Source organism: Ruegeria sp. CDSC042 (assembly GCF_059610745.1).
On sequence record NZ_JBXWOF010000004.1, the window covers coordinates 359,145 to 385,788 of the forward strand.

General features: G+C 58.2%; 27 protein-coding genes. 11 read left to right on the forward strand and 16 right to left on the reverse strand.

The genetic code is table 11. The annotated features are described in order from the left end of the window. The 6 genes from AC2FHX_RS11595 to AC2FHX_RS11620 form a co-directional block, all read right to left on the reverse strand. Entirely contained in the window at window positions 1-1,152 is a 1,152-nt protein-coding gene (locus AC2FHX_RS11595) for an alpha-D-ribose 1-methylphosphonate 5-triphosphate diphosphatase (protein WP_496701493.1), read from the reverse strand. Continuing rightward, window positions 1,149-1,922, reverse strand: coding sequence for an alpha/beta fold hydrolase (locus tag AC2FHX_RS11600; RefSeq protein WP_496691015.1), 774 nt, complete (start codon window positions 1,920-1,922; stop codon window positions 1,149-1,151). Before AC2FHX_RS11600 ends, AC2FHX_RS11595 begins: the two co-directional genes overlap by 4 nt. Before the next feature lie 38 nt (window positions 1,923-1,960). Then, window positions 1,961-2,803, reverse strand: coding sequence for a DMT family transporter (locus AC2FHX_RS11605; RefSeq protein ID WP_496701491.1), 843 nt, complete (start codon window positions 2,801-2,803; stop codon window positions 1,961-1,963). Between the two features lie 239 nt (window positions 2,804-3,042). Then, the gene (gene groL / locus AC2FHX_RS11610) at window positions 3,043-4,683 is read right to left on the reverse strand and encodes a chaperonin GroEL (protein WP_496691017.1); all 1,641 of its coding nucleotides are present in this window, start codon (window positions 4,681-4,683) and stop codon (window positions 3,043-3,045) included. 55 nt (window positions 4,684-4,738) lie between these two features. Further along, on the reverse strand, window positions 4,739-5,026 hold the full coding sequence (locus AC2FHX_RS11615; protein ID WP_120632017.1) for a co-chaperone GroES: 288 nt from the start codon (window positions 5,024-5,026) through the stop codon (window positions 4,739-4,741). A 151-nt stretch (window positions 5,027-5,177) separates the two neighbouring features. Continuing rightward, window positions 5,178-5,852, reverse strand: a complete 675-nt coding sequence (locus AC2FHX_RS11620) for a DUF2161 domain-containing phosphodiesterase (RefSeq protein WP_282021525.1) — start codon at window positions 5,850-5,852, stop codon at window positions 5,178-5,180. Window positions 5,853-5,988: 136 nt separating this feature from the next. Here AC2FHX_RS11620 and AC2FHX_RS11625 point away from each other — a divergent pair, with 136 nt between their 5' ends. The 7 genes from AC2FHX_RS11625 (at window position 5,989) to AC2FHX_RS11655 (ending at window position 12,031) form a co-directional block, all read left to right on the forward strand. Next, entirely contained in the window at window positions 5,989-6,969 is a 981-nt protein-coding gene (locus AC2FHX_RS11625) for a TraB/GumN family protein (RefSeq protein ID WP_271949178.1), read from the forward strand. 100 nt (window positions 6,970-7,069) lie between these two features. Further along, window positions 7,070-7,990: a manganese-dependent inorganic pyrophosphatase gene (locus AC2FHX_RS11630; protein ID WP_271949176.1), complete on the forward strand. Its 921-nt coding sequence runs from the start codon at window positions 7,070-7,072 to the stop codon at window positions 7,988-7,990. A gap of 126 nt (window positions 7,991-8,116) precedes the next feature. After that, a complete protein-coding gene (locus AC2FHX_RS11635; protein ID WP_142636518.1) occupies window positions 8,117-8,992 on the forward strand; it encodes an HAD family hydrolase in 876 nt (291 codons plus the stop codon). A gap of 100 nt (window positions 8,993-9,092) precedes the next feature. Beyond that, window positions 9,093-9,536 carry a MaoC family dehydratase gene (locus AC2FHX_RS11640; protein ID WP_074736482.1) on the forward strand — a complete coding sequence of 148 codons (444 nt, stop codon included), beginning with the start codon at window positions 9,093-9,095 and terminating at the stop codon, window positions 9,534-9,536. A gap of 58 nt (window positions 9,537-9,594) precedes the next feature. Continuing rightward, window positions 9,595-10,527, forward strand: a complete 933-nt coding sequence (locus AC2FHX_RS11645; RefSeq protein ID WP_496701488.1) for a bifunctional riboflavin kinase/FAD synthetase — start codon at window positions 9,595-9,597, stop codon at window positions 10,525-10,527. Continuing rightward, a complete protein-coding gene (locus AC2FHX_RS11650; protein WP_142636512.1) occupies window positions 10,524-10,997 on the forward strand; it encodes a YcgN family cysteine cluster protein in 474 nt (157 codons plus the stop codon). The genes AC2FHX_RS11645 and AC2FHX_RS11650 overlap by 4 nt, the downstream gene beginning before the upstream one ends. After that, window positions 10,997-12,031, forward strand: coding sequence for a threonine aldolase family protein (locus AC2FHX_RS11655; protein WP_496701486.1), 1,035 nt, complete (start codon window positions 10,997-10,999; stop codon window positions 12,029-12,031). Before AC2FHX_RS11650 ends, AC2FHX_RS11655 begins: the two co-directional genes overlap by 1 nt. Window positions 12,032-12,047: 16 nt before the next feature. Here AC2FHX_RS11655 and AC2FHX_RS11660 read toward each other — a convergent pair whose 3' ends face one another. Both AC2FHX_RS11660 and AC2FHX_RS11665 read right to left on the reverse strand, forming a co-directional pair. Next, entirely contained in the window at window positions 12,048-12,860 is an 813-nt protein-coding gene (locus AC2FHX_RS11660; protein WP_496701484.1) for an alpha/beta fold hydrolase, read from the reverse strand. Between the two features lie 9 nt (window positions 12,861-12,869). Further along, the gene (locus tag AC2FHX_RS11665) at window positions 12,870-13,472 is read right to left on the reverse strand and encodes a 2-hydroxychromene-2-carboxylate isomerase (RefSeq protein ID WP_496701482.1); all 603 of its coding nucleotides are present in this window, start codon (window positions 13,470-13,472) and stop codon (window positions 12,870-12,872) included. Window positions 13,473-13,580: 108 nt separating this feature from the next. Between AC2FHX_RS11665 and AC2FHX_RS11670 the strand changes: the two genes are divergently transcribed. Continuing rightward, the gene (locus AC2FHX_RS11670) at window positions 13,581-14,600 is read left to right on the forward strand and encodes a ribose-phosphate pyrophosphokinase (protein WP_142636504.1); all 1,020 of its coding nucleotides are present in this window, start codon (window positions 13,581-13,583) and stop codon (window positions 14,598-14,600) included. A gap of 60 nt (window positions 14,601-14,660) precedes the next feature. Further along, window positions 14,661-15,113: a ribose 5-phosphate isomerase B gene (rpiB, locus tag AC2FHX_RS11675; protein WP_281972651.1), complete on the forward strand. Its 453-nt coding sequence runs from the start codon at window positions 14,661-14,663 to the stop codon at window positions 15,111-15,113. 14 nt (window positions 15,114-15,127) lie between these two features. On the opposite strand, the gene AC2FHX_RS11680 is transcribed toward rpiB, so the two are convergent. The 7 genes from AC2FHX_RS11680 to AC2FHX_RS11710 form a co-directional block, all read right to left on the reverse strand. Then, a complete protein-coding gene (locus AC2FHX_RS11680; RefSeq protein ID WP_496701480.1) occupies window positions 15,128-15,478 on the reverse strand; it encodes an H-type lectin domain-containing protein in 351 nt (116 codons plus the stop codon). Window positions 15,479-15,592: 114 nt separating this feature from the next. Next, entirely contained in the window at window positions 15,593-16,003 is a 411-nt protein-coding gene (locus AC2FHX_RS11685; protein ID WP_142636498.1) for a F0F1 ATP synthase subunit epsilon, read from the reverse strand. Between the two features lie 12 nt (window positions 16,004-16,015). Then, entirely contained in the window at window positions 16,016-17,440 is a 1,425-nt protein-coding gene (atpD, locus tag AC2FHX_RS11690) for a F0F1 ATP synthase subunit beta (protein WP_282021532.1), read from the reverse strand. A gap of 20 nt (window positions 17,441-17,460) precedes the next feature. Beyond that, a complete protein-coding gene (locus tag AC2FHX_RS11695; RefSeq protein ID WP_142636493.1) occupies window positions 17,461-18,336 on the reverse strand; it encodes a F0F1 ATP synthase subunit gamma in 876 nt (291 codons plus the stop codon). A 15-nt stretch (window positions 18,337-18,351) separates the two neighbouring features. Continuing rightward, window positions 18,352-19,890, reverse strand: a complete 1,539-nt coding sequence (gene atpA / locus AC2FHX_RS11700) for a F0F1 ATP synthase subunit alpha (protein WP_142636491.1) — start codon at window positions 19,888-19,890, stop codon at window positions 18,352-18,354. Further along, window positions 19,891-20,451 (reverse strand): F0F1 ATP synthase subunit delta, encoded by a 561-nt coding sequence (locus AC2FHX_RS11705; protein WP_142636489.1) that lies wholly within the window; start codon window positions 20,449-20,451, stop codon window positions 19,891-19,893. Window positions 20,452-20,761: 310 nt separating this feature from the next. Then, window positions 20,762-21,496, reverse strand: coding sequence for a class I SAM-dependent methyltransferase (locus AC2FHX_RS11710; RefSeq protein WP_142636487.1), 735 nt, complete (start codon window positions 21,494-21,496; stop codon window positions 20,762-20,764). Between the two features lie 61 nt (window positions 21,497-21,557). Here AC2FHX_RS11710 and gloB point away from each other — a divergent pair, with 61 nt between their 5' ends. Both gloB and clpA read left to right on the forward strand, forming a co-directional pair. Next, window positions 21,558-22,325, forward strand: coding sequence for a hydroxyacylglutathione hydrolase (gloB, locus tag AC2FHX_RS11715; protein ID WP_496694696.1), 768 nt, complete (start codon window positions 21,558-21,560; stop codon window positions 22,323-22,325). 174 nt (window positions 22,326-22,499) lie between these two features. Continuing rightward, window positions 22,500-24,824, forward strand: a complete 2,325-nt coding sequence (clpA, locus tag AC2FHX_RS11720) for an ATP-dependent Clp protease ATP-binding subunit ClpA (protein WP_496693892.1) — start codon at window positions 22,500-22,502, stop codon at window positions 24,822-24,824. Between the two features lie 137 nt (window positions 24,825-24,961). Here clpA and AC2FHX_RS11725 read toward each other — a convergent pair whose 3' ends face one another. Further along, a complete protein-coding gene (locus tag AC2FHX_RS11725) occupies window positions 24,962-26,641 on the reverse strand; it encodes a peptidoglycan -binding protein (protein WP_496701478.1) in 1,680 nt (559 codons plus the stop codon). Window positions 26,642-26,644: the final 3 nt, after the last annotated feature.

A 26,644-nucleotide genomic window follows, 5' to 3' on the forward strand; every position in this document is an offset into this window, starting at 1 on the left:
TCAGCCGACAAACCGCGCGGCGATATCCCCGGCCATATAGCTGACGCGCCCGGCAGCCAGCGTTGCCGCGACACGGTTTGTATCTGCCTCCAGAATGACCAGATCGGCACGCTGCCCGGGGGTGAGCGTGCCGCGATCTTGCAACCCAAGTACGCGGGCTGGCCCTGACGACACCAGCGCCCATGCGCCCGCCATGTCCAGAAGGCCGGATTTGGCCAGCATCAAGGCTGCCCGGCGCGGGCTGGGATAGTGATAATCCGAGGCCAGTGCATCGCACAGCCCCATCGCAATCAGGTCCAGCGCGCTAACATTCCCTTTATGCGACCCGCCGCGCACCACATTGGGCGACCCCAGGATGATGTGATCCCCGGCGGTGCGGGCGGCCTCGGCGGCTTCCAGCGTTTCGGGGAACTCTGAAATCCGCGCGCCCCGCGCGCGCCAATCGGAGCGTGTTTGGGCTTTTGCGTCATCGTGGCTGCCCATGCGGACGCCCTGCTTTGTCAAATCAGCACAGAGTATATCCAGTGCGGTAGACACCTCATCGCGGCGAGCATGCATCGACAGCAGCATTTCGAAATGCACCTCGGGATTGCGACCGGCCTTGAGCGCCTGACCGGTCAGACGCGGGGGCTTACGCCCCTCAGCCAGACGGTCATGCGGCAGGTGGTCGTTGAACACGACATAGGGCACCTGCCAAGCCGCAATCTTTTCTGCCAGTCCGGCGTAATCGTCCAGCATATGCGTTTCGAACCGAAGCTGGGGCATCAGATCGGTGACGGTGTGGTCCTTGACTGCCGCAATGGCATCAAACACCTGCCCTGCGAACTCAGGCCCGCGCACCCCACCTTCCCAACTGTAAAACTGGGCCAGAACGGCTGTGGTGATGCCATTGGCCGCCAGTTCAGCCTCGACCGAGAGGATCCCTTCGTTCATCTGCTTCATGGCACCGCGACGGGGCGCGATGTGCCGTTCAAACCCATCACCATGCAGGTCGATAATACCGGGCAGAACCAGATATCCTGACAGGTTGATCTGCCGCCCGGCAGGGCCTGTCTGAACCACGCCATCGGCAATAGACAGATCGGCATCCGTCAGCCCCTCGCCGGGCAGAAGAACCTCTGCACCGGTCAGGGTCAGGCTTAATGCGGTCATTGCGTGGACTCCGAGTCAGGTTCCGAGCAATCCTGTCCGATGCAGATCTCGTCAATAGCTTCCATCACCCCGTCAAGCCAGGTGATCTGCGGGTCGAACTGGCCGAATTCAATGAAGTGCAGGGCCTGAGCTATGACCCGCGGATTGTTCATCATGAACGTATGCGTCACCGGCAGAACCAGGTGATCAGTCATTCCTTCGACCTTGGTGCTTTCAACCGAAACCTTACCGTCATCAGGCCCATCAATCAGTGAAGAAAACACCGGGTTTAATGAGTTCTCGCCTGCGATAACACCCAGTTCAAAATCCACCGGCGGTAGACGACCCGGGATCCCTTCGGCGCCTGTGCCCAGTTGAAGGCCCGCAGGTCCGTTGAGATAGCCGAACACCTCCCACGCGCTAAGTTCATCGACCAGTTGGCTGCCCTGATTGGGCGGCCCCAGCATGACGACACGACCCAGGTTTTCCGGGCTATGATCCTTGAGCCAATAGCGCAACAAAATGCCGCCCATCGAATGTGCCACCACATTGACAGTGTCATCGCCACAAGACGCAAAGGCATCAGGAATGGTTTGTTCGGCCAGTTCGGGAATACCGATCTCGGTCGAGGGATAGCCCGGGCGCACAACCGAATAGTCATGTGACTTGAACAGCTGCTCCATCACGGTGAAAGAGGCCTCGGTCCGCGCAAGACCATGCAACAAGACCACGCATTTCGCGCTGGCCGCGGCAGGGAGCAGAAAGATAAGCAGGGCGATCAGAATTTTCATAAGCGCCAGATAATGCCTTAGCGCCGCTGATGAAAGCCCTACCCCCGCTGACGTCGCAGCACCGCCAGCGCGATGCCGCCCAACACCAACGCTGCGCCAATCAAAAGCCGGGCCTCTGCTGTTTCGCTCAGCAAGAGGACACCGCCCAGAATAGCAATCACGGGCACGCTCAACTGCACTACAGCTGCAACGGTCGGTGCCAGTTGGGGCAAAACACGGTACCACAACGCATATCCCAGCCCCGAAGTGACCGCCCCGGATATTGCCGACAGCAACAAACCGGTGCCCGTCATCTGCCAACCTCCGCCGAGCAGCAGCAAAGCTCCGGCCGTCACCGGAAGGGCAATGACGAAATTCGCCGCCGTACCGGCAAGCGCATTTGGCTCGGACCGTCCCGCCAGAGAATATGCTGCCCAGCCAATCCCGGCAGCGCACATCAGGGCGGCTCCGACCGGGTCCACCTGAACCGTTCCCGACGGCCAAAGCACATAGGCGAGGCCACCCAATGCAATCGCCGCCCCCAGAAGTTGCTGTCGTGTCGGTGAATTTCCAGTCACGGCAGTGGCCACGAACATCGTGATTTGCACCACCCCGAAAAGGATCAAGGCGCCCAGCCCGGCATCCAGTGTAAGATAGGCGATCGAGAACCCGATCATGTAAAGCGACAAGGCGCCAGCGCCAATGAACCGGCGAGAGCTGCGCAACGGCAGGCTGCCGCCACGTATCAGAACCAGCACCGTCAGCATCAGCGCCCCTGCCAGAACGCGCATAACCGCAAACCCCGCCGGGTCGCTATCGCCGCCTTCAACGGCCATCCGGTTCAGAATGGAGTTCGCTGCAAAGGCGCACATGGTGAGGGCGGTCAGAAGGAACAGTCGCATATCAACCCGATATCGGTTTCACACCGGTTTGGGTACTCACTTTCCTAAGGGGACCGGTTAGACCGTCAACCTCGGAATAGTTTTGGCCACAGTTTCAGTCATAAGGGGCGTGTCAAAACGAAACGGGGCCGCCCGAAGGCGACCCCGTTCCTTAGCTCTGCAGCTCCCCTCTGGGCGGTTTGGCTATGCTGCCAAGCGCCTGTGGGGCCGTCAGAATTCGCCAAAGCGAATTCGACGTTTTACATCATGCCGCCCATGCCGCCCATGTCGGGCATGCCGCCGCCAGCAGGTGCATCTTTCTGCGGCTTGTCAGCAACCATTGCTTCGGTAGTGATCAGCAAGCCGGCAACCGACGCTGCATCTTCCAATGCGGTACGGACAACTTTGGCCGGGTCAATCACGCCGAATGCGAACATGTCACCATATTCTTCAGTCTGCGCGTTGAAGCCAAATGCCACATCGTCACTTTCGCGAACTTTGCCAGCAACAACCGCACCGTCGACACCTGCGTTTTCAGCGATCTGGCGCAGAGGCGCTTCGATTGCCTTACGAACGATGTTGATGCCTGCGTCCTGATCAGCGTTTGCGCCTTGCAGAGTGTCCAGTGCTTTACCGGCCTGAACCAGAGCAACACCACCGCCCACAACAACGCCTTCTTGAACAGCAGCGCGGGTCGCGTTCAGAGCATCGTCCACACGGTCCTTACGCTCTTTCACTTCAACTTCGGTCATGCCGCCGACGCGGATAACAGCAACACCGCCTGCCAGTTTGGCAACACGTTCTTGCAGCTTCTCACGGTCGTAGTCCGACGAGGTTTCTTCGATCTGGGTGCGGATCTGAGCAACACGTGCTTCGATCTCGGCTTTTTCGCCAGCACCGTCGACGATGGTGGTTTCGTCTTTGGTGATTTCGATTTTCTTGGCAGTGCCCAGCATGTCCATGGTCACGGACTCAAGCTTCATACCCAGATCTTCGCTGATGACCTGACCGCCGGTCAGGATTGCGATGTCCTGCAGCATGGCCTTACGGCGATCGCCGAAGCCCGGTGCTTTGACAGCAGCAATTTTCAGGCCGCCGCGCAGTTTGTTAACAACCAGAGTTGCCAGCGCTTCGCCTTCAACGTCTTCTGCAATGATCAGCAGCGGCTTTTGCGACTGGATCACCTGCTCGAGCAGCGGAACCATCGGCTGAAGCGAGGACAGTTTCTTTTCGTGCAACAGGATCATGCAGTCTTCGAGGTCTGCAACCATCTTGTCAGCGTTGGTGACAAAATAAGGCGACAGGTAGCCGCGGTCGAACTGCATGCCTTCGACAACATCGGTCTGGGTTTCCAGGCCTTTGTTTTCTTCGACGGTGATAACACCTTCGTTGCCGACCTTCTGCATCGCGTCTGCGATTTGCTGGCCGATCTCGGTTTCACCGTTGGAAGAAATGGTGCCAACCTGAGCAACTTCAGCCGAGTCTTTGACTTCACGCGAGGCGTTCTTGATGCCTTCAACAACCTTGGCAGTTGCAAGGTCGATGCCGCGCTTCAGGTCCATCGGGTTCAGGCCCGCTGCAACCTGCTTCAGACCTTCTTTGACGATGGATTGAGCCAGAACGGTTGCGGTGGTGGTGCCGTCGCCGGCTTCGTCATTGGTGCGGCTGGCGACTTCTTTCACCATCTGCGCGCCCATGTTTTCGAACTTGTCTTCCAGTTCGATTTCCTTGGCAACCGAAACACCGTCTTTGGTGATGCGCGGTGCGCCGAAAGATTTGTCCAGAACCACGTTGCGGCCTTTGGGGCCCAGGGTCACTTTAACAGCGTCGGCCAGGATGTTCACACCTGCCAGCATGCGGTTACGGGCATCGGTGTCGAACTTGACGTCCTTAGCAGCCATGTCGTTTCTCCTTGAGAAAATGTATTGGGATGAAGATCAGAGGAAGCGCGTGGGCTTACTCGATGATCCCCATGATGTCGCTTTCTTTCATCATCAGCAGCTCTTCGCCGTTGACCTGAACCTCGGTGCCCGACCATTTGCCGAACAGGATCTTGTCGCCAGCTTTTACAGCCATTGCGATCAGCTCGCCGCTGTCCTTGCGTGCGCCTTCGCCGGTCGCAACAACTTCGCCTTCGCTGGGCTTTTCTTTTGCGCTGTCTGGAATGATCAGACCACCAGCGGTTTTCTCATCGCTTTCGGTACGGCGAACCAACACGCGGTCATGAAGCGGTTTCAATGCCATCTTTGCAGCTCCTTGGGCTCAAAGTTTATTTATCCTCCCCTCACCTTGTGGTGAGGCGTTAGCACTCGACCCTTGCGAGTGATAACGGCGTATAGCTAGGGGGTCGAAATCCCTGAGTCAACAAGCGTGAAGAATTTTTTATCCTTGGGACTCAGTCAGGCTGATCCCAGCTATAGGCCCAGTGCTTCAGACCCTCTTGTCCGGATTCCGACAAGGCGTAGACGCCTTTTTCAATTTTGTCGAACCAGCCATAATGGTTTTCGCGCATCAGCCTGGTCGCAATCGAAACACCGGTTGCCTTAGCAACATCTGCCCCTTTTGTGGCACCACATTCTGCAAGATGCGCCGCACAGCGCAAAGCATCCTGACGATAGGCGGTGACGAGGCCGTGGCGTGTGGCGCCGCCTGCGTTCGGATCACCTTCAAGCCTGTCAAACTCGCGCAGCAGCCGCGCTGTTTTGGCCTTGTCTTTTCGCGGGGCGTAGGGCCCAGGATCACAATGCACCTCGACAACGCCATCCGCCCGAACAGTTATCAGGCCAAGGCCCAACCTTCGACATAGCGCCGTGTTGTCCTTCAACGCCCGCCTGGCCGTGCGTCCGCGGGGCTTGAGAACACAGATATAGACATTTTCAGTAACCTTCAGTCGGGTGATTGCCTGGTGAAACAGCGCCAATGAGAAACGCAACTTCAACTCTACAATCACAGGCTCTTCACCCTCACGAACAGCCATGACATCGACCGCACCGACCTCGCCTTTGACGGTATAGCCCTGACGCTCTAACAGCGCCTTGATTGGGGGGTAGAGATCCTGCTCGCGGTCCATGTGGCTCATGCTATTCGAATTACTGTGGAATGCCAGACACAGATCAGGTCAGTGTCCATCCAGGCAGGTTGAACACCGGCCTTGGCCCCGGCAAGGTCGCACCCCATATAGGGATTGATCCAACCAGGATGGTACGATGCGTTTTTTGATCTTTTTGGCTTGTCTGCTGGTACCTTTCTCGGCCCAAGCGGCCTGCGAGGGGCGCGACCTGAGGTCTGACCTAAGTCCAGAGGCGCAAGCTGATTTGCAGCAGGCTTTGGCCGACTTCCCGTACCCGGAAGGAAATCACTGGATCGCGACAAAAGGCGATACAGTTCTGCATCTGATAGGAACGCTGCACACAAACGACCCGCGTATGGACGCCGTCACAGAAAGGCTGGAACCGACACTCAGCCAGGCGGATGCGTTCTATTTCGAAGTGACCCAGGACGAAATGACTGCATTTGAACAGGAATTGGCCAAAGACCTCAGCCCTGTTCTGATAACCTCAGGTCCCACCCTGATTGAGCTGATGCCGGAAGAGGACTGGGCCGCCCTGTCCAGCGGCCTGGCAGAGCGTGGCATCCCCAGTTGGATGGCTGCAAAAATGCGCCCCTGGTTTCTGAGCATGATGCTGGGTGTCCCCCCATGCATGACCGAGAATCCGGAAGCCAGCTATGGAATGGACGCGCGCCTGACCGACATGGCCGAAGCCCATGACATCCCCCAGTACTCTTTAGAGCAGATTGACGATCTGATGGCGATGTTTGACCAGCACCCGATCGAAAAGCAGGTGCAATCACTGATCCGCATGGCCAGTGCCTTTGAAAGCAGCGAGGATCAGCTGGCGACTATGGTCAATGCCTATCTGGAAGAAAAGCACGCAGAGATCATCCAATTTGCCAGACTACAAGGGCTTGAAACATCCGGTCTGTCACAAGAGGTCTTCGACGAAGAGTGGTCTAGTTTCGAACAGCAACTTCTAGTCGGGCGCAACAACAACTGGATGCAGCACATATTGGCCATTCAGGACCAAACGGTGGTCATTGCTGTGGGCGCCGGACATTTGGGCGATGACCATGGTCTGTTGAACCAGTTGGAACAGGCTGGATACACGCTGAAACGTGCCGCTTTCTAGGCCCGGCCTTACCCTTCGTCGCAGTTTACGCAGGGGCGGGTGACAAGTGTGCCAGACCACCCTATAAGGCGCCCAAATCTACTCTCCTCAGGACGCTGAAATGACAACCCTCGTATTTGGACATAAATCCCCCGACACTGATTCCACCGGTTCGCCGATCCTGTGGTCGTGGTACATGAACGAAATCAAAGGCGAACAGGCCGAGCCTGTCCTGCTGGGCGAACCCAACACTGAAGCAGCCTTTATGCTGCAGCACTGGGACCTGCCCAAGCCGCGCATCATCACAGACGTAGAGGCTGACGCACCGGTTGTTATTGTCGACACGAACAACCCCGCCGAGCTGCCCGCCAGTATCAACGGCGCCGATATCCGCGCCATTATCGACCACCATAAACTGGTCGGCGGTCTGGAAACCAAAGGCCCGATCGACATCACCGTGCGGCCGCTGGCCTGCACCGCCACTATCATGGTTGACATGATCGGCGACGATGCCGCCAAAATGCCCGATGCCATCAAAGGCGCGGCGCTGACTTGCATCCTGTCGGACACGTTGGAATTCCGCTCGCCCACCACAACCGCGCATGACCGCGCTGTGGCCGAAAAACTGGCCGCGGATCTGGGTCTGGACGTCTCGGCCTATGCTGCAGAAATGTTCGCGGCCAAATCAGATGTGTCCTCATTCTCGGACGCCGAGCTGATCCGGATGGACAGCAAGGAATACGAAGTCGACGGCACCAAATTCCGCGTTTCGGTTCTGGAAACCACAGCACCGGGTGTCGTGCTGGACCGCAAAGACAGCCTTGCGGGCTCGATGGCCGACGTAGCCAAAGAGGACGGTGTCGATCAGGTATTGTTGTTCGTGGTCGATATTCTGAACGAAGAAGCCACCCTGCTGGTTCCCAACGATCTGGTCAAAGCCGTGGCCGAGAAAAGCTTTGGCGCTTCGGTTGATGGCGACGCGGTCGTTCTGCCCGGGATCATGAGCCGTAAGAAACAGATCATTCCGAACCTCAAGGTCTGATCCCAAAATCACCAAAGGCGCCTTGATCGGGCGCCTTTTTTTGCTAGGCATTGCCCTTACTGGCCAAACACCACACGCACTGTCTTAGGCTCAAACGACACTCTTTCCAGATCAATGGGGCCCATCATGACGCAGATCATCCACGCATTGCCCGAGGTTTCCAGCCGGTATAAGGCCCTGTTCGTCGATCTTTGGGGCTGTGTTCACAATGGCATCACCGCTTACCCCGAAGCGGTTGCGGCCCTGCAGGCCTATCGCGCGCAGGGTGGCATTGTTGTCCTGGTGACAAACTCACCCAAACCGCGTGCTGGCGTCGCTACCCAGCTGGCGCAATTCAATGTCCCAGACGACGCCTATGACACGATTGCAACCAGCGGAGATTCGGCCCGGTCGGCCATGTTCCGGGGCGCAGTGGGCGAAAAGGTCTATTTCATGGGCGAATGGCAGCGGGACGCGGGATTCTTTGAACCACTGAAGCTGTTGGACCATCCGATTCATATCGAGCGCGTGCCGCTGGCCGAGGCAGAGGGCATTGCTTGTTGCGGCCCCTTCGATCCTATGGCCGACCCGTCCGTGAACCGCGCTGATTTCCTGTACGCCAAACAAAAGGGGCTGAAGCTGCTTTGTGCCAATCCCGATATTGTGGTGGACCGCGGCGAGGTTCGGGAGTGGTGCGCTGGTGCGTTAGCCAGGCTTTATACGGAAATGGGTGGCGAAAGCCTATATTTCGGAAAGCCTCATCCGCCGATCTATGATCTTGCCCGCCGCAGGTTGCAGGAACTTGGCCACGACATCCCCGATGGGGACATTCTTGTCATCGGAGACGGTCCGCACACCGACATTCTGGGTGGAATGGGGGAAGGCATTGATTCTCTTTTCATCTCGGGCGGGCTAGCCGCGGCCGAGACAAAAACCGAGGCACATCCGCATCATGAATCCCTAACTGATTATATTCAAAAGGAAAAGATAAACCCGACCTATACGATCGGCCGCCTTAGGTAGTCAAAAAAGGCTTGATTTTCTGCAGTTGCAAAGTAATAAAGTTTCCCAACAGGGGTGACTTTGATTTTTTTGTTGCCCGATGAATTCGAGTGAGGGCAACATGTTGGATAATCTTCCACGCGGCACGATCTGTATTGAAGACATCGAGATGGGCATGTCCCGTCACCTTCGTAAAGTGGTGACGGACGAGGATATCGAAATGTTCGCTCAGGTGTCGACCGACAGAAACCCCGTACATCTGGACGACGATTACGCCCGCGACACGATCTTCGAGGGGCGCATCGCGCATGGGATGCTGACCGCGGGTCTGATCTCGGCCGTGATCGGCGAGCAGTTGCCAGGCCACGGCACAGTTTACATGGGGCAGTCGCTGAAGTTTCTCGCCCCTGTTCGCCCGGGTGACATGGTCTATGCCGAGGTCAAGGTGATCGACATTGATTTTGCCAAGCGTCGGGTCAAGCTCGATTGTCACTGCGCAGTGGATGGCAAGAAGGTGCTGGTCGGCGAAGCCATGGTGCTGGCCCCGTCGCGCAAATTCGACTGAGCGTTTCCGGGGGTCTCAGACCCTTGAACAAGCGCGCCTGTCCCGCTAGGCAGTCGCTATGCGCATCATTCGTGACCTCCAATTCATCGAACCCCAAGATCGCGGCGCCAGCGTGGCGATCGGGAATTTCGACGGCGTTCATATCGGCCACCAATCTGTGATTGAACTGGCCCTCAGCGCCGCGCCGAGTGCACCTTTGGGCGTACTTACATTCGAGCCGCATCCCAGAGAATACTTCGCCCCGGACACCCCGCCCTTTCGCCTGATGCGCGGCAATGCCCGCGCGCACCGGTTAGCAAAACTGGGGGTCGAAAAGCTGTATGAGCTGCCGTTCAACGCCGCATTGGCTAGCCTGACGCCCAGGGAATTCGCCCGCAACGTAATCTGCGACGGGCTCGGCCTGTCGCATGTCGTCGTCGGTGCCGATTTCTGTTTCGGCAAAGGCCGCAGCGGCACCGCTGATGACTTGGTGCTCTTTGGGCAAGAGATGGGGTTCGGTGTCACCATCGCTCCATTGATGGAGCGGTCCGAAAATGTCGTTTCATCCACTGCGATCCGTACTGCACTGACCGAGGGCCGCCCGCAGGATGCCGCTACCATGCTGGGTCACTGGCACCGGATCGAAGGCGAGGTGATCGGAGGAGAACAACGGGGCCGTGAACTGGGATTTCCCACCGCAAACATGTCCATTGAGGGGCTGCATCCGCCAAGATTCGGCGTCTATGCCGTTCTGGTCGATGTTCTGGATGGACCTCATCTGGGCAGCTATCAGGGCGCAGCCTCGGTTGGGACGCGACCGATGTTTAATGGTGAGGTCCCCAATATCGAAACCTTCCTGTTCGACTTCTCGGGTGACCTTTATGGCGCGACCCTGTCGGTGGGTCTGGTAGAATACCTGCGCCCCGAGATGACCTTTGACGGTCTGGACGGCCTGATCGCGCAGATGGATGCCGATTGCGACAAGGCCCGCGGCCTGCTGGCGGACCGATGACAACGGATCCGATCGACCGCACCGGCCTGGCCCCCAGGTTCTGGGAACGAAAACCGCTAACCCGCATGAACCAAGCCGAATGGGAAGCTTTGTGCGATGGCTGCGGCAAATGTTGTCTGAACAAACTGGAAGATGAAGACACCGGCGAGGTTGCCCTGACCTGCGTCGCCTGCCGTCTGCTGGATGACGAAAGTTGCCGCTGCACCCAATACGATATCCGCCACCAATTTGTGCCGGAATGTATCGTGATGACGCCGGGCAACATCAACGATCACGCCTATTGGCTGCCACAGACCTGTGCCTATCGCCTGTTGTGGGAGGGCAAACCCCTACACGATTGGCACCCCTTGATTTCTGGCACACCGGACAGCGTTCATGCCGCCGGAGTCTCGGTTCAGGGGCGCACGGTATCGGAATTCGAAACTCCGCTGGAGGAGTGGGAAGATCATATCATCGAGGAGCCCAGCTAATGTACTTTGCCTCTGACAATTCGGGGCCGGTTCACCCGGCGGTCATGGAAGCGCTGAATGCTGCCAATCAGGGCTATCAGATGGCCTATGGAACCGACACCCTGATGAATGAGGTCCGGGATCGCATTCGCGGGGTGTTCGAGGCACCTGGCGCCGCCGTGTATCTGGTGGCCACCGGGACGGCGGCGAATTCGCTGGCGCTGGCGACCCTGGCGCAGCCGTGGGAGACGGTGTTCTGCTCACCTGTGGCCCATATCCACGAGGATGAGTGCAACGCGCCCGAGTTTTTCAGCGGCGCCAAGCTGACGCTGGTTCCGGGCGCGGACAAGATGGCGCCGGACGCGCTGCGCGGCTCGATTCTGGCCGAAGAAACACGCGGCGTGCATGGACCGCAGCGCGGACCTGTATCCATTACGCAGGTGACCGAACGAGGGTCTGTTTACACCCTGTCAGAATTGCAGGCGCTCTGCGCTGTGGCCAAAGAGTATGGGCTGCCTGTCCATTTGGACGGTGCGCGTTTTTCCAACGCCCTTGTTGCGTTGAACTGCTCACCCGCCGAGATGACGTGGAAAGCAGGCGTGGATGCGGTCAGTTTTGGCGGGACCAAAAACGGGCTGATGGGCGTCGAAGCCGTTGTCTTCTTTGATGAAAGCAAAGCCTGGGAATTCGAATTGCGCCGCAAGCGCGGGGCGCACCTGTTCTCCAAGCACCGCTATCTGTCCGCACAAATGGCGGCGTATCTGCAGGATGATCTGTGGCTGACACTGGCCCGTCAGGCCAATAACAACTGCGCCCGTCTGACCGAGGGATTGCGGTCCAAAGGTGCCTCTTTCCTGCACGCGCCGCAGGCGAATATGATTTTTGCCCAATTTTCACGCGCCCAACACAAGCAACTGCATGCCGCAGGTGCTGTTTACCACCTGTGGGGGGCAGAGCTGGACGGGGCAGATGACAGCGAAATTCTAGCCTGTCGGCTGGTTTGTGACTGGTCCATCGAGCCTGCGCAAATTGATCGGTTCATCGCGCTCTTGTAACGACGCGCCCGAAGCTTCAGGCAGTGGCAGGCAGTCTGTTCCAAAAAGCCTCGATCAGAGCGCCGGTCTCTGTCGGGTGAGAGATCGGAGCCATATGCCCTGCCCCTTCGATCACGGCGCTTTCGGCCATTGGAAGACGGGATTTCAATCCAGAGTTTATCGCGACCATCACTGGGTGGGTGAGCGCGCCATGCAGCAGCAATACCGGCATATTGGCGTGTGCGATCCGCTCGGGCCGTAGCAAACCTTTGGAATCCATTATCAGTTCGTTTTCGACCTCGGATACCAGATGAATTCCACGCACCATCCCCGCCCGTGCAGTTTCGGGCATGTCTGACCAACGCGGTCCCCTATCTCCGGCCCACAACCGGTTGAACAGCCTTGCCGCCAAAGGTTCGTCGCCTGCTGCAAGCGCGTCCATACAGGGTTGGGCAACATGCGCGTATTCCGCCACAAGGTCCGGGGCATCCTGCCGTGCCACGGCAAAATACACCGGTTCGATCAGTACGACACTGCGAACCAATGTTGGGTGCTCGACCGCCAGCCGCAATGCAATCGCCGCGCCAAAAGAATGCCCGACCACGTCCATCGGCTCGGTCAAATGTTCAAGTGTGGCTTCGGTCAGCCGGTCATACAGATCCCCCTGGCGATCCCAGTCCGGGCTGCGCCCATGGGACAGCATATCCGGTGCAATAAAACTTGCCTGCCCTTTCATCGCCGCGGCTAGGCCTGCCCAGACCCCGGAATGAGCAATGGTACAATGCAAGGCCAGCACAGGGCGATCACCCTGCCCCAGCCGCGTGACATGCAGGTTCTGCGCAACAGCCATTATCGTGTCCTATTCCTTCAGCCCGGCCAGATGCCTGTCCAGATCGTCCAACCTGTCTTGCCCCCAGAACCGCTGATCGTCTTCCGTTATATAAAACGGAGCTCCAAAAACTCCGCGTTCCACGGCTTCTTCCAGATTGGCGGTATAGGTCTCAGCCCCGAGCAGCAAGCCGCTATCGGCCAGATCCGGGGAAAACCCAGCGTCAGCCAGGCAAGCGCGGATTACGTCGTCCTGCGCGATGTCCTTTTCCTCGGCCCAGCAGGCGCGCACAAAGGAATGCACCAGCTGCCCCACATTCCCCGACCCGTCCTGAATGGCCGCGATAATGGCATAGGAAGACGGCGCCGCATTGGTGGGCCAATGGGCCGGCCGCAGATTGAACGCCATGCCCAGCTTTTTCGACTGTCGCTGCATTTCTTGCGTCCGGTATTCGATGCGCGAGATATGGCGGTCCTTGGGCGGAACACCTCCCGTGCGTCCGAACAGGGCGACGATATCAAGCGGCTTGTAGTTGATTGTCGCACCATGTTTGGCCGCAATCTCCTCCAGGCGCAGTCCGGCCAGGTAGGTGTATGGCGAGAGTGTCGCAAAATAGTAGTCAATTTGGGCCATGTTCACTTTCTCCGCAGCGTTATCTTTGCTGGACGGTAAGGCCATGCTAAGCGGTGTCAACATCACGAATCTGTCACATTTGCCATTGCTGCCCGGGGACCTCAGCCGATGCCGACACTTCACGAACCCAAGTTAATCGCTGGGAACGCTAATCTTCCGCTTGCCGAATCCATTGCACGCCGAATGAGCCTGTATCGCGGCGTCGATCAGGGTCTGGTCGATGCCCGGGTCGAACGGTTCAACGACGGTGAAATCTTTGTCGAAGTGTTCGAGAACGTGCGCGGCGAGGATATGTTCATCGTTCAGCCAACTTCGAACCCGGCGAATGACAATCTGATGGAGCTGCTGATCATCGCTGACGCGCTGCGCCGCTCATCCGCGCAACGGATTACCGCAGTGATCCCCTATTTCGGCTATGCCCGTCAGGACCGCCGCACCAAGGCCCGCACTCCGATCAGTGCCAAGCTGGTGGCGAACATGCTGACCGGCGCCGGGATCGAGCGTATCCTGACCATGGATCTGCATGCAGCGCAGATTCAGGGGTTCTTCGACATGCCCGTCGACAACCTCTACGCCTCGCCAATCTTTGCGCTGGATGTGAAGCACCAGTTCAAGGACAGCCTTGATGAGATCATGGTCGTATCCCCCGATGTGGGCGGCGTGGCCCGCGCGCGCGAGCTGGCCAAACGGATCAACGCCCCGCTGTCGATCGTGGACAAGCGCCGCGAAAAGGCTGGCGAAGTCGCCGAGATGACCGTGATCGGCGATGTCAGAGACAAGATCTGCCTGATCGTGGACGACATGTGCGACACCGCCGGCACCCTGTGCAAAGCGGCGCAGGTGCTGCTGGATAACGGTGCGAAAGAAGTTCATTCCTACATCACACACGGCGTCATGAGCGGCCCTGCGGTCGAACGCGTGACCAATTCGGTGATGAAATCTCTGGTGCTGACCGACACGATCCAGCCGACAGAAGAAATTACCAAGGCCAAGAACATCCGCATCGTGCCCACAGCCCCGATCTTTACGCAGGCGATCCTGAATATCTGGAACGGCACCAGTGTATCGTCACTGTTCGAGGATAAGACCCTGACGCCGATCTACGAGTCGATGTATCATAGGGATTGATCGAACGCGGCGGCCCAAGGGCCGCCTCTTTTCTTTCTGCAATACAGGTCGGAGTTTACCGTGACAGCCTCAAAACGCATTGTTCTATCCAGCGACCACGCAGCTATCGAATTACGCCAGGCGGTTGCCTCTCATATTGCGGCCCAGGGATGGGACGTTGTCGATATCGGCCCCAAGACACCTGAGAGCACCCATTACCCTGTTCATGGCAAAGCCGCCGCCCAAGCAGTGGCTTCCGGGGATTGTCAGCTTGGCATCGTTCTGTGTGGAACGGGTCAAGGTATCATGATGGCGGCCAACAAGGTCCCCGGCATTCGCTGCGGTGTCTGCTCGGATGCCTTTTCCGCACGCATGATCCGCCAGCATAACGACGCCAACATGCTGTCTGTCGGCGCCCGAGTCGTGGGTGAGGGTCAGGCGCTGGATATAGTGGATGCGTTCCTGTCAGCCGAATTCGAAGGCGGACGGCATGCACACCGGGTCGCCATGATAGAGGCATTGGACGAGTCCTAAACCCAAGGCTGGCTTCACAGAATATCCCAGTCATCCTCATGCGGCACCTCGCCGAACGCTGTCCAAGATATTCGGATGCGCGCGATGCGGGTATCCGACCAGGTACGGAACACCGCAGAAAATCCCTCGGGCGTGATGTCCTCGGCCTTGACCTCGGCGCGCAATGCCGAAGATGTATCAACATCCCACAGTGACACGCTGATCTGCACAACAGGCGCGGAACGGAATGGCTGGCTGAATTCTATGTCCGAGCGTCGTTCGCGCGGCCCCTCGCCTGTCCACATGTCACCGCCATCTGCGAAGTCGGAGAACAGCACAACTTCGCCTTGGTCGATACCAATCGGATGGGTACTAAAAGTCTGCATTTTGTCGTCTTTTATAAAGAATTACGGAACCTTAGACCGCGCTTCATCCAAAATCACCACAAAAAAACGGCCCCGCACAGGCAGGGCCGTTTCTAAATCTACATGTCCTGAAACTTACAGGCTCATATGTGTCCCAAGAGCTTCCATATCGGCCAGCAGCTTAGCCGCATCGTCGACGACTGATTGATCGTCGCCGCCTTTGGCCGCGTCATGCGACGCACGTGCCTCGGCGATCAGATCGTCCAGATGCGCGCGGGTCACTTCAGAGACCGGAATGGCCTTTTCGGCCAGAACCGACATGCTGTCGCCATTGATCTGGGCAAACCCGCCGGTGACCAGGTATTCGCTGGACCCTTCGGGTGCCTCGACCTTTAGCAGACCGGGGCGCAACGTGGTGATGGTGGGGGCATGATCGGGCATCGCCGTCATGTCCCCGTCCGCGCCGGGAAGCTGGACCGCAGTCACCGCGAGCGAAGCAAGGCTCCGCTCCGGGCTGACGAGGTCAAAGTGCATCGTGTTTGCCATCAGGTGTGCTCCTTAGGCGGCTTCTGCGGCCATCTTTTCCGCTTTGGCGATCACTTCATCGATGCCGCCAACCATCAGGAAGGCTGCCTCGGGCAGGTGATCGTATTCGCCGGCCACAACGGCCTTGAACGACGCGATGGTGACATCCAGAGGAACCTGAACACCAGGCGAGCCAGTGAAGACTTCGGCCACGTCAAACGGCTGCGACAGGAAGCGTTCAATCTTACGGGCACGGGCCACGGTCAGTTTGTCTTCTTCCGACAGTTCGTCCATGCCGAGGATCGCGATGATGTCCTGCAGCGACTTATAGCGCTGGAGGATCTGCTGAACGTCAGTCGCAACGGTATAATGCTCTTCACCGACGATGGCCGGGTCGAGCAGACGCGAGGTCGAGTCGAGCGGGTCAACGGCAGGGTAGATACCCTTTTCCGAGATCGCACGGTTCAGAACGGTGGTCGCATCCAAGTGTGCGAACGAGGTGGCCGGCGCAGGGTCGGTCAAGTCATCCGCAGGAACATATACGGCCTGAACCGAGGTGATCGACCCGGATTTGGTCGAGGTGATGCGTTCCTGCATCGCGCCCATGTCGGTCGCCAGTGTCGGCTGATAGCCCACCGCCGAAGGAATACGACCCAGAAGAGCCGAAACCTCGGAACCCGCCTGCGTAAAGCGGAAGATGTTGTCGACAAAGAACAGAACGTCGGCACCGGTTGCATCACGGAACTGTTCCGCCAGGGTCAGACCCGACAGAGCGATCCGCATACGGGCTCCCGGAGGCTCGTTCATCTGGCCGTAAACCAGCGCGATTTTCGAGTCTTCCAGCTTGTCGGGAACGATAACGCCGGATTCAATCATCTCGTGATACAGGTCGTTGCCCTCACGGGTCCGCTCACCAACGCCCGCAAACACGGACACGCCAGAGTGCACTTTGGCGATGTTGTTGATCAGTTCCATGATCAGAACGGTTTTGCCAACACCGGCGCCGCCGAACAGGCCGATCTTACCGCCTTTGGCGTAAGGGGCCAGCAGGTCAACAACCTTGATGCCGGTCACCAGAACTTCGGATTCAGTGGCCTGATCCGCGAAATCCGGCGCGTCCTGGTGGATGGAGCGCGTTTCGGTGGTTTCCACGGGACCTTTTTCGTCTATGGGCTCGCCCACAACGTTCAGGATACGGCCCAGGGTGGCGTTGCCGACCGGAACCGCGATGGGTGCGCCGGTGTCCGTGACTTCGGCACCACGTACAAGACCTTCTGTCGCGTCCATCGCGATGGTGCGGACTGTGTTTTCGCCCAGGTGCTGAGCCACTTCCAAAACCAGCTTCTTGCCGTTGTTGGTGGTGTCCAGCGCGTTCAAAATTTCAGGCAGTTCATCTTCGAAGTGCACGTCAACAACGGCCCCGATGATCTGTGTGACTTTGCCTTTTGCATTCGCCATGTTTCGTCTCCGGTTTGTCTCTACAGCGCTTCGGCGCCGGAAATAATTTCAATCAGCTCGTTGGTGATCACGGCCTGACGCGAACGGTTGAACTGGATCGTCAGCTTGTCGATCATCTCACCCGCGTTGCGTGTCGCGTTGTCCATCGCGGACATCCGTGCACCCTGTTCCGAGGCCCCGTTTTCGAGCAGTCCCGAGAAGATCGCAGTCGCAACCGCCTTGGGCAGCAGATCGGCCAGGATGGCCTCTTCGCTGGGCTCGTAATCAAAGACCGCGCCGCTGTCGTCCCCTTCGACATCCTCGAACGAGGCAGGGATGATCTGCTGTGCCGTCGGGGTCTGGCTTACGACGTTGACGAACTTCGAGTAGAAGATCGTGGCTACGTCGAACTCACCCGCGTCGAAACGGGACAGGACGTCTTTTGCGATGTCCTGCGCGTTGGAATAGCCCAAACGCTTGACCTCGCTCAGATCGACATGGCCCACGAACAGGTCGCCAAAGTCGCGCTTGATTGCATCACGACCTTTTTTGCCAACGGTCAGAATTTTGACCGTCTTGCCTTTTGCCTTCAGCTCGTAAGCTTTGGCGCGGGCCAGCTTGGCGATGTTCGAGTTGAAGCCGCCACACAGGCCGCGTTCAGCTGTCATGACAACCAGCAGATGGACATCATCACTGCCCGTACCACGGAGCAGCTTGGGGGCGCTGTCGCTGCCCCCGACCGATGCCGCCAGCCCCGCCATCACGGCATTGAACCGTGCGGCATAGGGGCGCGAGGCTTCGGCAGATTCCTGGGCGCGGCGCAGTTTTGCGGCCGCGACCATCTGCATGGCCTTGGTGATCTTGCGGGTCGATTTGACCGACTCGATCCTGTTTTTTAGATCCTTAAGATTTGGCATGTGCCCGCCTCTCCCTTAAGCGAAGGTTGCGGCGTATTCGTCCAGCGCAGCCTTGATCTTGTCGGAAGCGTCGCCCTTGATCTTGGGGTCCTCGTCCGTGATCCACTGAAGCAGATCCGCGTGCTTGCCACGCAGATGCGCCAGCAGGCCAGCTTCATAGCGGCCAACATCGGTGACGTCGATCTTGTCGAGGTAACCGTTGGTGCCAGCGAAGATGACGCAAACGATTTCAGCGTTGGTCAGCGGCGAGTACTGCGGCTGTTTCATCAGCTCGGTCAGACGCGCACCACGGTTCAGCAGCTGCTGGGTTGCGGCGTCAAGGTCGGAACCGAACTGCGCAAAGGCAGCCATTTCACGGTACTGAGCCAGTTCCAGCTTAACCGGGCCAGCAACCGACTTCATCGAGTTGGTTTGAGCCGAGGAGCCCACACGCGAAACCGACAGACCGGTGTTCACGGCAGGACGGATACCCTGATAGAACAGTTCAGTTTCAAGGAAGATCTGGCCGTCGGTAATCGAGATCACGTTGGTCGGAATAAACGCCGAAACGTCGCCACCCTGGGTTTCAATAACCGGCAGAGCCGTCAGCGAGCCCGCGCCAAAATCTTCGTTCAGCTTCGCCGAACGCTCCAGCAGGCGGGAGTGGAGGTAGAAAACGTCGCCAGGATAGGCTTCACGTCCGGGCGGACGGCGCAGCAGCAGCGACATCTGACGATAGGACACGGCCTGTTTCGACAGGTCATCATAGATGATCAGCGCGTGGCGGCCGTTGTCGCGGAAGAATTCAGCCATCGCGGTCGCGGCATAGGGTGCCAGGAACTGCATCGGCGCCGGGTCGGACGCGGTTGCGGCCACAACGATCGAATATTCAATCGCACCGGATTCTTCCAGTTTCTTCACCAGCTGAGCAACGGTCGAACGCTTTTGGCCGATGGCCACATAAACGCAGTACAGCTTCTTGGACTCATCGTCGCCCGCTGCTTCGTTGTACACTTTCTGGTTCAGGATCGCGTCCAGAGCAACGGCAGTTTTACCGGTCTGACGGTCGCCAATGATCAGCTCACGCTGGCCACGGCCAATCGGGATCATTGCATCGACCGATTTCAGGCCGGTTGCCATCGGCTCGTGAACCGATTTACGCGGGATGATGCCCGGCGCTTTGACGTCTGCAACGCCGCGCTCGGTGGATTCGATCGGGCCCTTGCCGTCCAGCGGGTTGCCCAGGCCGTCAACAACACGACCCAGCAGACCGTTGCCGATTGGCACGTCCACGATCGAGTTGGTGCGCTTAACAGTGTCACCTTCTTTGATGTCACGGTCAGAACCAAAGATAACAACGCCGACGTTGTCGCTTTCCAGGTTCAGCGCCATGCCCATGATGCCACCGGGGAATTCGACCATCTCACCGGCTTGCACATTGTCCAGGCCGTATACACGGGCAATCCCGTCACCGACGCTCAGCACGCGACCGATTTCGGCTACTTCGGCTTCCTGACCAAAATTTTTGATCTGGTCCTTCAGGATTGCAGAAATCTCTGCAGCTTGGATTCCCATTTATCCGACCTCTTTCATTGCATTCTGTAGGGAGTTGAGCTTGGAGCGGATCGAGCTGTCGATCATCTTCGAGCCCACTTTAACGACAAGACCGCCGATGAGGCTTTCATCAACGGTCGCATTTATTGTCACGGTCTTGCCCACACGCTCGGACAGCGTTTTGGACAGTTTATCCATCTGTGTCTTAGTCAGCGCCTTGGCCGAGGCGACATCGGCGGTCACTTCGCCACGCTCTTCGGCCAGCATGTCGCGCAGAACCTGCACCAGTTGCGGCACAACGAACAGACGGCGTTTCTGCGCCATCAGACCCAGCGTGTTGCGCAGGATGGCGTTCAGACCCATCTTGTCGGCAATCGCTGTAATCGCGCCTTCTTGTTCAGCGCGCGAAACCAGAGGCGAGGCGATCAGGTCGCGCAGATCGGCACTGTCGCCCAATGCTGCTGCCAGATCGTTGATTCCGGTTTCCAGACCTGCGAGGTCTTTATTCTCTTTAGCGATCTCAAAAATCGCTGTGGCATAGCGCTCGGCGATGCCTGTGGAAATCGAAGCTGGTTCGGACACGTCCACCCTTCCGATATTTTGGGCCCCGAATTCGCGTTGCGGCAGCTACCCGGGGGCGTGAAGAAACCCCGTCCATAAGGCCGGGGATCAAAATCAACGGGGATGTAGCAGAGGTAAACCCAGCTAGCAACATATTATCACCATGGGCACCTTATCCACAAAGCGTTCTATTTCAGATACTTAGCTTGGGTGCGACCCTTTTATACGGCTGATGAGGGTGAAAAATGTTACCAAACCGCAAGGTTTTGCGATTCCTGCAGCCATTTTCGCGTGTTTCGGCCTTATGATGGAAGCTAGTACCGGCGTTGCGCTAGGCTGGCTTGAGCAGGCCATCCAGCGCCTTGATCTGACGGCGCCCTGTCGCTTTGGTGACGGTTCCGCTGGGCGGTCTGATTTGCTTTGTCGCCTCAACCATCAGAACGCCGCCTGCCATGATCGTCGGCAAGCGCTGGCCAGTTTTCTCTATCAGGCTGCCGGATTTCAACCAGAACCGACGGAAGGACGGAGGCAAATACAAGGCGGAACAATAGTTATCCGTCATAAAGTGATGCGCTCTTAGCTGGCTTTCCAACTGCGAGGCAGAATAAGGGCGCCCGAATCCAAATGGCGTTCGATCGGTCCGTGACCACAGCCCCGCACGGTTCGGTACGATAAAAAGCGCCCGTCCACCGGGACCAAGCACACGCCAGCATTCCGCCAGCAATTCGGCGGGACGTTGTGACGTTTCAAGTCCATGCATCACCACCAGCTTGTCCACATGGCCCGTTTCAATCGGCCACAAGGTCTCTTCCGTCAAAACAGATACGTTGGGCATTCCCGCAGGCCAGGGCATCACCCCCTGCGGCCCGGGCATCAGCCCGATGACGCGACGCGCATCTTTCAGGTAGGGCCGCAACAACGGCACAGCAAAGCCAAACCCTACGACGGTTTGACCTTTGGCCTCGGGCCACAGATCAATCATTCGCCCACGAATGGCCGCCTGCGCTGCACGACCAAGAGTGCTGCGGTAGTAGAAATTCCTCAGATCCTGCACATCAAGATGCATTGCGGACACCTGGCCAATCGGATTAGCTGAGCGCAGTCTAGCAACGAAAGGGCAAAAGGCCATGCCTCTTGAGATCGTCACCATCCCATGTCTCAGCGATAACTACGCATTTCTGGCGCATGACGCGGTTAGCGGCAACACCGTATTAATCGACGCGCCCGAAAGCGGCCCGATTCTGTCAGAACTGGAACGACGTGGCTGGGGCTTGTCTCATGTGTTGCTCACGCATCACCATTTCGACCATGTCGACGGGTTGCCGGCCATTTTGGAACAGCACCCGGCGACGGTGATCGGCGCGGCAGCCGACGCACATCGCCTGCCACCCTTGGATCAACAGGTCAATGACGGCGACAGTTTTGAAATCGGCGGGGAACCCGTCCTTGTTCTGGACGTTTCGGGGCATACTCTTGGTCATATCGCCTTTCACATGCCGCAAAGCGCGGTGGTCTTTACCGCCGACAGCCTGATGGCAATGGGTTGTGGACGCCTGTTTGAAGGCACCGCACCGCAGATGTGGGAATCGCTGTGTAAACTGAGCGCCTTGCCGGATGACACGCTGGTTTGTTCAGGGCACGAGTACACGCAGTCCAACGCCAAATTCGCTCTCACCGTCGATCCAGGAAATTCTGCGCTGCAGAAACGCGTCGCAGAAATTGACCGCACCCGAGCCGCCCAACAGCCTACAGTTCCCTCCACTCTGGCGCTGGAAAAGGCCACTAACCCCTTCCTGCGCGCTGCTGACCCGGCGATTCAGGCGCATCTGGGTATGGCAGGAGCCGAACCAGCCAAAATTTTTGCTGAAATCAGGGCTAGAAAAGATCGGTTTTGATACCTATTTCACCTACTTCACAGCCACGGTCACAACAAATGTGACTGTCAAGAGCAAGAAAACCCTTGAAGCCGGGCTCTGATCAACCAAACTCTAATAGTATGAGGACATGGTTGGGATGGGGATCCGGCCTTCAGCCCGCCCCCTTCTGACCCAAGACAGAGGAGCACCCGCGTGCCTTCATTCTCGAGCACACTAGAACAAGCCATCCACGCGGCCCTGGCGGCTGCGAATGAACGGCGACATGAATTCGCAACGCTGGAGCATCTGCTTCTGGCATTGTTGGAAGAGCCCGATGCGATCCGCGTGATGAAAGCCTGCAGCGTCGATCTTGACGAGTTGCGCAGCACTCTGGTGGAATTCATCGACGAAGACCTTTCGAACCTTGTCACCGATATTGACGGGTCCGAGGCTGTACCGACAGCCGCTTTCCAACGTGTGATCCAGCGCGCTGCGATCCATGTTCAAAGTTCGGGCCGGACCGAAGTGACCGGGGCGAATGTTCTGGTCGCAATCTTTGCCGAACGCGAAAGCAACGCAGCCTATTTCCTGCAGGAACAGGATATGACCCGGTACGATGCGGTGAATTTCATCGCCCATGGTGTGGCCAAGGACCCGGCCTACGGCGAAAGCCGTTCGGTATCGGGCGCGGATCAGGCGGAAGAGGAATCTCCGGCCAGCACTGCCGATGGCGAGCAAAAAGAAAGCGCGCTGGGGAAATACTGCATCGACCTGAACGCGAAATCGCGCGCGGGCGATATCGACCCGCTGATCGGTCGTGCTGATGAGGTTGAGCGCTGCATTCAGGTGTTATGCCGCCGGCGCAAGAACAACCCGCTTCTAGTCGGTGATCCGGGCGTTGGCAAAACCGCAATCGCAGAGGGACTGGCATTTAAGATCATTTCTGGCGAGGCCCCCGATGTCCTGTCAGAAACCACCATCTATTCGCTGGATATGGGTGCATTGCTGGCGGGCACCCGCTATCGCGGTGATTTCGAAGAACGCCTGAAAGCGGTCGTGACCGAGCTTGAGGATCACCCAGACGCGGTTCTGTTCATTGATGAAATCCACACCGTCATCGGTGCCGGTGCCACCTCGGGCGGGGCAATGGATGCCTCGAACCTGCTGAAACCGGCCCTGCAGGGTGGAAAACTGCGCACTATGGGTTCGACCACCTACAAAGAGTTTCGCCAGCATTTCGAAAAGGATCGCGCGCTGAGCCGCAGGTTCCAGAAAATCGATGTGAATGAGCCTTCGGTTGAAGACAGCGTGAAAATCCTGCGCGGTCTGAAGCCCTATTTCGAAAAGCATCACGAGATCAAATATACAGCCGACGCGATTAAAACCGCGGTCGAGTTGTCAGCACGCTACATCAATGACCGCAAGCTGCCCGACAAGGCGATCGACGTGATTGACGAAGCCGGTGCAGCCCAGCATCTGGTTGCTGAAAGCAAGCGCCGCAAGACCATCGGTGTCAAAGAGATTGAGGCCGTTGTTGCCAAGATCGCCCGGATTCCACCCAAGAACGTCACCAAGGACGATGCCGAGGTTCTGAAAGACCTTGAAAAGTCGCTCAAACGGGTGGTCTTCGGACAAGACGTGGCGATTGAGGCGCTCTCCAGCGCCATCAAACTGGCGCGCGCCGGTCTGCGCGAGCCGGAAAAGCCCATCGGCAACTATCTGTTTGCTGGCCCAACCGGTGTGGGAAAGACCGAAGTCGCGAAACAGCTGGCGGATACGCTGGGAGTGGAACTGCTGCGTTTTGATATGTCGGAATACATGGAGAAACACGCGGTCAGCCGCCTGATCGGTGCGCCTCCGGGCTATGTCGGGTTCGACCAAGGCGGTTTGCTGACTGATGGTGTCGACCAGCATCCGCATTGCGTTCTGCTGCTGGATGAGATCGAAAAAGCCCACCCGGACGTGTTCAACATCCTGCTGCAAGTGATGGACCACGGAGAGCTGACCGACCACAATGGTCGCACGGTGAACTTCCGCAACGTGGTGCTGATCATGACCTCGAATGCTGGGGCGCAAGAACAGGCAAAGGCGGCCATCGGCTTTGCCCGCGACCGCCGCGAAGGTGAGGATACCGCCGCGATCGAACGTATGTTCACGCCGGAATTCCGCAACCGTCTGGATGCTGTCATTTCCTTCGCGCCGCTGCCGAAAGAGGTCATCCTGCAGGTGGTCGAGAAGTTCGTGCTGCAGCTTGAAGCACAGCTACTGGACCGCAATGTGACCATCGACCTGACGCCAAAAGCCGCCGAATGGCTGGCCGACAAAGGCTATGACGACAAGATGGGCGCACGCCCATTGGGACGCGTCATTCAGGAACACATCAAGAAACCTCTGGCCGAGGAGCTGCTGTTCGGCAAGCTGGCCAAGGGCGGTGTCGTTCGCGTCTCGGTCAAGAAGGGAGAGCTGGATCTGGACATTTTTGGCCCCGATCAACCGCGCATCCCTGGCGACAAACCCCCGCTTCTGACTGCAGATTAAAAGCAGCGCATCAAATCAAAGCCCGGCTTCTACGCCGGGCTTTTTTCTTGCCCGAGCTGAGTCTCCTGTCTCAAAAGAAAATCTCAGGGGCGCCCGGAAAACCACCCAACTCTGACAATGGGCCTTCCTTGCTGCAATCAGCGCTCGGTCAGCTTCAATTCGATCCGGCGATTCTGAGCGCGCGCTTCTGGGGTGTTTGCGGGGTTGAAGGGTTGGAATTCACCAAAGCCATTGGCCGCCAGACGCTGCGGTGGAATACCCAGCGCATCGACCATATAACGGACAACCGACAAGGCGCGTCCCTGGCTAAGCTCCCAGTTGTCCCGATAGCGGCCAGTTCCGGCCAGCGGGACATTGTCGGTATGGCCATCCACGCGAATAACCCAGTTCAGGCCTTCGGGAATTTCAGCCGCGACACTGCGCAGTATATTGGCCACCTTGGCGATCTCAAGCTGACCCTTGGACGACAGCACTGCTGATCCTGTATCGAACAGTACTTCGGACGAGAACACAAACCGATCGCCTTCGATCCGAACGCCTTCCTGATTACCCAGCACATCGCGCAACCGACCGAAGAATTCCGAGCGATATCGCTGAAGATCCTCGGCCTGCGCCGTAAGTTCTTGGTTCTGACCCGAAAGAGCCTCGGCCTCGGCCTCAAGCCGGGCGCGCTCGGCCTCTTCTAACAGACGACGACGACGCTCTTCCGAGGCGGCGCGGGCGAGTGCGGCGTTCAGATCCTGACCCAATGTTTGAATACGAATATCTGCGGCGGCGTTGCGGTCTTCGTAATCGTCCAGCAGGGCCTGCAATCCACCCAGCTGCTCGCGCAGGGCTGCCATCTGCTGGTTCAGCAAGGCAGTCTGACGCTGCGCCTTGGCTGAAACGGCTTTCTCGGCAGAGATTGCCTCACGCGCAACGGCCAGCAAGGCTGCGCGTTCTTCGGCCAATGTGCGCTGTATCTGTTCCGCTGACAGGGCCTCGGTCTGGGCGGCCAATGCCGCTTGCAGCTGGGCCTGCAACTCCTGACTATCAAGTTCACCAAATTGCCGCTCCAGCTCGGCCTTAGCAGCTTGCGCAGCGGCCAACAGGGTCAGGGTTTCTTCGGCTTGCTTGCGTTGCGCTTCCAGAGCCAGCGTCATAGCGGTCAGTTCCGCATCCGCGTCCTGCAGACGATTGCGCAGGTTTTCGGCCGCCGCAGCTTCGGCCAGGCGCGCGGCCTCTTCGGCGTCAAGCTGGCCTTCAAGCTCGGTGACCAATGCGGCCTGCGCGGCCTCATTTTGTTCCAGATCCGCCACCAACGCTTCAAGCGCTTCGCGGCGGGCAGCATCAAGCCGGGCGGCCTCGGCCTGGGCATCGACCTCGGCACGGCTTTGGGCAAGGGCCAGGTTCAGGGCCTCTTGTTCATTCAGCAATTCCGAACGCTCAGATTCCAGTGAGGCGATAACCCCCAGCGACCGCTCCTGATCGGCCAACAAAGATGCGACCTGTGCTTCGAATGACGTGATCCTGGTTTCTGCCTGCGCCAGATCTTCCTCGGCCTGCGTCAGGGTCGCATTCAGCGCCCCTAACCGGGCCTGAAGGCGGCTGTTTTCCCGTTCTTCCAACCCAAGCGCACCGGCAAGGGCCGCCACTTCGCCGGACAGAGCGGTCAGTTCATCCTCTTGCCCCGAAATCGTCTCGCGCAGCACGAATTGCACCACCATGAAGATGGTCAACACAAAGGTCAGAACCATCAACAGCCCGGTCATCGCATCCACGAAACCCGGCCAGACCGACCCCTGAAACCGCTGACCTGTGCGACGGGACAGAGCCATGGA

Coding starts and splice junctions, on each gene's coding strand:
- AC2FHX_RS11605 (WP_496701491.1), bottom strand. CDS start 2,803: ATGCGACTGTTCCTTCTGACCGCCCTCACCATGTGCGCCTTTGCAGCG.
- groL (WP_496691017.1), bottom strand. CDS start 4,683: ATGGCTGCTAAGGACGTCAAGTTCGACACCGATGCCCGTAACCGCATG.
- AC2FHX_RS11670 (WP_142636504.1), top strand. CDS start 13,581: ATGCCGACACTTCACGAACCCAAGTTAATCGCTGGGAACGCTAATCTT.
- AC2FHX_RS11640 (WP_074736482.1), top strand. CDS start 9,093: ATGTTGGATAATCTTCCACGCGGCACGATCTGTATTGAAGACATCGAG.
- AC2FHX_RS11665 (WP_496701482.1), bottom strand. CDS start 13,472: ATGGCCCAAATTGACTACTATTTTGCGACACTCTCGCCATACACCTAC.
- atpA (WP_142636491.1), bottom strand. CDS start 19,890: ATGGGAATCCAAGCTGCAGAGATTTCTGCAATCCTGAAGGACCAGATC.
- AC2FHX_RS11620 (WP_282021525.1), bottom strand. CDS start 5,852: ATGGACCGCGAGCAGGATCTCTACCCCCCAATCAAGGCGCTGTTAGAG.
- AC2FHX_RS11680 (WP_496701480.1), bottom strand. CDS start 15,478: ATGCAGACTTTTAGTACCCATCCGATTGGTATCGACCAAGGCGAAGTT.
- AC2FHX_RS11660 (WP_496701484.1), bottom strand. CDS start 12,860: ATGGCTGTTGCGCAGAACCTGCATGTCACGCGGCTGGGGCAGGGTGAT.
- AC2FHX_RS11615 (WP_120632017.1), bottom strand. CDS start 5,026: ATGGCATTGAAACCGCTTCATGACCGCGTGTTGGTTCGCCGTACCGAA.
- AC2FHX_RS11600 (WP_496691015.1), bottom strand. CDS start 1,922: ATGAAAATTCTGATCGCCCTGCTTATCTTTCTGCTCCCTGCCGCGGCC.
- AC2FHX_RS11645 (WP_496701488.1), top strand. CDS start 9,595: ATGCGCATCATTCGTGACCTCCAATTCATCGAACCCCAAGATCGCGGC.
- AC2FHX_RS11635 (WP_142636518.1), top strand. CDS start 8,117: ATGACGCAGATCATCCACGCATTGCCCGAGGTTTCCAGCCGGTATAAG.
- AC2FHX_RS11650 (WP_142636512.1), top strand. CDS start 10,524: ATGACAACGGATCCGATCGACCGCACCGGCCTGGCCCCCAGGTTCTGG.
- AC2FHX_RS11710 (WP_142636487.1), bottom strand. CDS start 21,496: ATGCATCTTGATGTGCAGGATCTGAGGAATTTCTACTACCGCAGCACT.
- AC2FHX_RS11655 (WP_496701486.1), top strand. CDS start 10,997: ATGTACTTTGCCTCTGACAATTCGGGGCCGGTTCACCCGGCGGTCATG.
- AC2FHX_RS11695 (WP_142636493.1), bottom strand. CDS start 18,336: ATGCCAAATCTTAAGGATCTAAAAAACAGGATCGAGTCGGTCAAATCG.
- AC2FHX_RS11630 (WP_271949176.1), top strand. CDS start 7,070: ATGACAACCCTCGTATTTGGACATAAATCCCCCGACACTGATTCCACC.
- gloB (WP_496694696.1), top strand. CDS start 21,558: ATGCCTCTTGAGATCGTCACCATCCCATGTCTCAGCGATAACTACGCA.
- atpD (WP_282021532.1), bottom strand. CDS start 17,440: ATGGCGAATGCAAAAGGCAAAGTCACACAGATCATCGGGGCCGTTGTT.
- AC2FHX_RS11685 (WP_142636498.1), bottom strand. CDS start 16,003: ATGGCAAACACGATGCACTTTGACCTCGTCAGCCCGGAGCGGAGCCTT.
- AC2FHX_RS11625 (WP_271949178.1), top strand. CDS start 5,989: ATGCGTTTTTTGATCTTTTTGGCTTGTCTGCTGGTACCTTTCTCGGCC.
- AC2FHX_RS11595 (WP_496701493.1), bottom strand. CDS start 1,152: ATGACCGCATTAAGCCTGACCCTGACCGGTGCAGAGGTTCTTCTGCCC.
- AC2FHX_RS11725 (WP_496701478.1), bottom strand. CDS start 26,641: ATGGCTCTGTCCCGTCGCACAGGTCAGCGGTTTCAGGGGTCGGTCTGG.